This is a genomic window from Terrabacter sp. P5_B1 (assembly GCF_056400505.1).
Genome location: NZ_JBFULD010000304.1, coordinates 1 through 5,145 on the forward strand (window position 1 = coordinate 1; position 5,145 = coordinate 5,145).

Annotated in this window: 3 protein-coding genes; all 3 read right to left on the reverse strand. The window is 71.3% G+C overall.

Annotated elements, in window-relative coordinates; translation table 11 throughout:
• Nucleotides 1-136: 136 nt before the first annotated feature.
• Nucleotides 137-2,371, reverse strand: a complete 2,235-nt coding sequence (locus AC1DP0_RS17785; protein ID WP_478086953.1) for a hypothetical protein — start codon at nt 2,369-2,371, stop codon at nt 137-139.
• 24 nt (nt 2,372-2,395) lie between these two features.
• Nucleotides 2,396-4,870 carry a phage tail protein gene (locus AC1DP0_RS17790; protein WP_478086957.1) on the reverse strand — a complete coding sequence of 825 codons (2,475 nt, stop codon included), beginning with the start codon at nt 4,868-4,870 and terminating at the stop codon, nt 2,396-2,398.
• Nucleotides 4,870-5,145 (reverse strand): hypothetical protein (locus AC1DP0_RS17795; protein WP_478086959.1); only part of this gene is annotated, 276 nt, incomplete at its 5' end. The genes AC1DP0_RS17790 and AC1DP0_RS17795, both read right to left, overlap by 1 nt.

Below are 5,145 nucleotides of genomic sequence, written 5' to 3' on the forward strand. Positions count from 1 at the left end.
GCCTCGGCGACCCACTGGTCCCGCGTCCGGAGGGTGGCCTGGCTCGTCGCGAGGTCCTCGGCCACGAGCAGCCTGCCGTTGACGTAGTTCGGCAGGAGGGCGCCGTCGGAGTAGTCGGAGCCGACGAGCTGGCTGGTCACGGCGCGTCACCTTCCCTCTTCGGCGCAGCTGCCCGCTTCCTCCCGGCGTCCTTGCTGGCGCCCTGCTTCTTCGCAGCCGCCTTCTCCCCGGCGGTGGCCTTGGCGGCCGCGGCACTCGGTTCGGTGGCCTTGGCGGGCGCAGCTTTCGCAGGGGTGGCCTTGGCCGGTGCGGCTTTCGCAGCGGTGGCCTTGGCGGTGGCGCGCTTCGCCGGACTGACCTGTGGTGCGCCCGGCTCGAGCTCGCCGACAGGCACGGGAACGGGGCCCGGCCCGGGCACCGGGATCGGGAACGGATGCGGCCCGGGCACCGGGACTGGCAGTGGATTCGGCCCGGGGATCGGCCCAGGGTGGGGGTGCGGGTCGACGTGAACCTCGAAGAGTCCAGGGAAGGTGAGCTTGAAGTCAGCGGGAGGCGGCGCGTACTCGAAGACGATGATCTCGCTGGCATCGGGGTTCCACCCCTCGTAGACGAGGCCGGCCTTGTCGATCCAGTCCGCCAGTCGGAGCTGCTCGTCGTCGGCGCCGCTCACCGGGATCCGGACCTGGAACTCCTTGGTGTCGAACTGGAAACGGAGATACTGCCGGACGCCTTCTTCCTTGAAAGGGCTGCGGATCGCGATGCGCCAGACGTTGCCCGACCAGGGTGCCGGGCCGGTGAGGAGCACCGGCAGCTGTTGCTGGGTGACGTCGTCGAACACCCGAAGCGCGGGCCGCCCCGCGAAGACGTCGTCGGTCACACCCCTCGGCTCGAGGTGGAACCAGAGCTCGAGAACCACCTGGTCGGCGTTGACGAGGATCGTGCCGATGTCGACGAGCTCGGCATTCGGGGCGCCGCCCGTCTGCGGCGGTGGTTGGACGGCAGCCCGCACTGCGGCATACGCGGTCACGTCGCCCGTCTCGTCCTGGCCGAGGAACGGAGGCGAGCTCGCCTCGATGTCCGGGAGGGTCGTCGATGAGTCCCCGACGAACACCTCGGAGGCCGGGAAGAGGGCAGAGATCTGCAGCCCGTCCGTGTCGCTGATGCCCCCTTCAGGCGAGACGAGCCGCCAGACTGTCGAGAACCCGTTGGCATCCGGACTCTTTGGGCTCGTGTCGAACTCGGCCGACGACCCGCCTTCGTCCACCACCAGGATCTGCTGAGGGAGAAGCACCGGCTCGTCGAGGTGGAACCATGCGTCGATGGACGTGACGCCGTTGGAGTCGCTGGAGGCCTCGAGGGTGACCAGCTCGACCGGAGACTGCTCGACGCGGGTGTTGCCGATCGACCGGATCTCCTGGATCAGCTGCGTGTGGAGCAGATACGGCCGTCCGGCGTCGTCGGGGTCGTCGCAGTCGCCGATCGACGGCGAGTTCGGGTCGAAGGGGTCGGCTGGCACGAAGGTGATGCTGGACAGGAGGATCGCCGCGTCGGAGGTGGCCGGCGGAGCATCGACCGGGAGCGCCGGGACGGGCCGGACCCTGGTCACCCACGCGGTGAGGATCCGGTCGAGGGCGTCAGCGGCCTCACCCGAGGGCAGCTGCCACGGCGATCCTTGCGGAAGTGAGCCGACCGGAGGCACGTCTAGGTCGTCGGGCCCGTCGTCGGCGCGGTCCGCCAGGTCGAGGACCGCTGCCAGGATCTCGTCCTCGTCCGACTGTTCCGGAGGCAGGTCGTCGACGACCACGATCGATGCGAGAATCCGGGCCAGGCGGCGGTCGGTGTTCCAGCGCTGCATCGCAGGCGGGTCGAACGTGAGCTCCACGTCCCAGGCGTCGCGGGTGCGTGAGGCCGCCATCGTCTGCTCGCTGCTCGAGCACGGCTGCCCGGGCAGCGGCACGAGGTTGTCGAGGCACTCGGCATACGAGCCGACCACGTAGACCGTGACCTCTCCGGACGGGCCGCGGTGCTGGGCCAAGGAGCCCGGCGTGGSCCGCTCCTTCGTGGCCAGCCACGCCCCGAGGCGGGCGCACTGGTCGCAGCTGACGACGAACGTGCGGCCCCACTGGTCGACGCCGACCCCCGTGCCGACGGTGACCTGGACGTCGTCGTCGACGGGCTCGACCGACACGGCCAGGCCGGACACCGTGCCGAACCCGTGCAGCGCCCGGTCATGGAGGCGGTCCTTGGACAGCAGGTACAGCTGCTCCTGGAGGAACTCGTCGAGACCGAGCACCATCCCGTAGGCATAGTTCACGCGCTGGTCCGGACTGAGCGTCCCTGTCGTCAGGGACACGCAGGGTGTCGTGGTCATCGCAGGCTCCTCACGCAGGTCACATCACAGGGCGGGGACGGCACCGACGCGGTCGCGGTCGGACACGACTCGGTCGGCGAGGTCGAAGGGGAACGGGTAGCCGAGGTAGCCGGCCGCCAGCGCTGTGGCACCGGGGACGGTCGGCAGGTACGAGGGCCGGTCGCCAGGTCCGTGCTCGAGCTCGGTGTCGAGCCCCAGCCTGGCCTGCCCGACGACGAACAGCTCGTGGTAGCGGCGCAGCTGGAAGCTCGTGTGTGCTGGGCGCGCCTGCTCGATGATCCGCTGCACCATGGCGACCGCATCGCCGGAGAGGCCGACCGGGACCAGCACGTCGAACCGGTGAGCGGCCTGCCGGACCCGGGCGGCGGGGTCCGGGTCGGGCGCGCCGGGCGGGGCTCCGTATGCCGCTCCGCCGGTGTCCCGGGTCAGGAACCGTTCCACGAGCCGCAGACCACCGGCGCCCGAGCCTCCGCAGAAGWCGGATCGCTCGTCGGGCCCGTCGATGTAGACCCGGAGTGTCGAGAGCAGCCCGCCGGGCGTCCCGCGCAGGCGGTAGAACCGGTCGACGTGGCGGACCAGGAAACGGCGTCGCTCCTCGTCCCACTGCGGGTCGAGGACCAGACCGAACCAGCCGGCCAGCCAGGGCAGCGCCTCGGTGGGCGTGGTTCGGGCGTCGAGCAGCWCGTGGCTGTGCTCGATCCGCTCCTCCAAGGCCGTCAGCAGGCCCTCGGGGTTGGCCAGGAAGCGCTCGAGGAAGCGGCCGGCGCCGTCGTGCTCGGCGTAGACGGCGGGCAGATAGTGCTCGACGTAGGAGAACCTCGGGAACCAGGCACGCAAGGACCGAAGCAGAGGTGTTGCGCGCCCCGAGCCGGTGATGCTCAGCTCCACCTGCAGGTGCCGGCCCTCGACCTGCTGGAAGAGCAGCTCGTAAGTGCCCATCCCGTCGGGCAGCGGTGTTGGACGTCTCGTGTCCCCCCGCCAGTCGACCCACGGGTCGGCATAAGGCAGCTCCGAACCGCCGGAACGGAGGTAGGGAACGGGTTGGCTCACCCAGTCGCACAGCTCGAGCGATGCCGGGTCGTCGGACGCCCGCGCACGCACGGTCAGCGTCGTGCCGGTGGGGACGTGGGCGTCGAGGACGAGCCGGTGCCAGACGCAGGCGGGGATGCGGCTGTCGAAGGGCGCGCCGACGTCGTCCGGGTGCGCTGCCGGGTCGAGCGGGGTGCGCAGGACTGCACTCGTCGCGAAGCGGCACTCGGTGAACACCTCGATGCTGACCCAGCGCGTGTCCTGCTGTTGGTCGAAGTCGTAGCAGACCTGCCGCTCGGTGCCGACCAGGGCGCGTGACGCCCAGCGACGCATCGGGAGGAAGTCGTCGCGGGCGTGGACCTCACCGGTCTCGGGGTCCAGGTCGAAGGCAACGACCTGGTCGCCCTCGCTGTCGGCGACGTAGAGCAACGGCGGCTGGAGCGGCCCGCCCGACTCCAGGTAGACGATGTCGTGGCCGGTCATGTCGTAGATCCGCGGCGTGGACGTGGGATCGGCGGGGTCGACCACCTCGACGGCGTTCTCCAAGGAGCTCTCCCAGCGCAGCGCGGCGCCGTCGTAGCAGAGCAGCCGAGACCACCCGAGGCCTGGGTCGGACTCCAGGAAGAGGACGCTGCCGCCGGGCCCTGGCTCGATGCTGATCGCGTGGAACGGCTGCCCGTGCTCGTCGAGCACCGGCGTGGGAGTCGGGCGCGCGGGCTCGGTGAGGACGATCGGGTCCCCGCCGCCGACCGGAGCGAACCCGATGGCGTGCTCCGGGATCGTCCCGCGCAGCCGGAAGTGCTCGTCGAGGCGCCAGTATGCCGCGTGCGTCCGGTCCAGCACGAGCGCCCCGGCGTCGTCGGTCCTGACCAGGTCCCAGGGCTCGAAGCCCTCCGGCCACGGCATGCGAAGTGGCGCTCCGCCGGCGCGGAGATCGAAGACGAGCAGGCCGGACTCGGTGGGGCTGAGGTATCCGGCGAGCAGGTAGTCCCGAGTCGTGACGCAGAGCCCCTGGAGCTGCAGGTCCGACGGGCCGCAGTCGCAGGTGCTGGTGAAGCCTCCAGTGGTGGCCGGCGTGTCGCACACGCAGCTCGCGACGAGATCGTCGACAGCCCACCAGCCGGTGGACTGCCGCGCACCGGGGACCCGGCGGTCGATGCCGCGCCGGTCGGCGCGGATCCAGTACCAGCCGCCTTCGGCGTCCTGGCCGGCGCCACGACGCGAGGAGGGATCCAGTGGAGGCGTCCTGCCCGCCCGCCGGAACAGCGGGGTCTCCCGGCGCAGGCGCAGCACTCGACCGAGGCCGTCGGCGAGCTCGTCCTCGTACTCCCACGCCGTCGGCAACGCCGACAGGCCCTCGTCGGCCTCCTGCCACAGCTCGGCGAGCGTGGCATCGAAGGTCGGGTCGGTGCACGCACCCCAGTCGGCGTTGCCGTAGACCAGGTGGTACTGGGATCCCTGGACATCCATCAGCACGTCTCCGGGACGACCGGCACCGCCACGGTGGTCGGCGCGACGGGCTGGCTGCCGGCCCGCAGCTGGGCCGGGTCGGGAGCGGGTGGGGCGCTGCAGAAGACGGTGGCCGCGGGCAGCTGGAGGCCGTTGATCTGGACCGTGTCGAGGTCACCGAGCACGGCTCCGTCGGGTCCCGCCGTGGCGAGGCGCACCGCATCGACGTAGCGGACACCGGGAACCCGCGTGGCGACGGCCTCGACGTCCTGGGCGCGCAGGTTGACCCCGAGCGG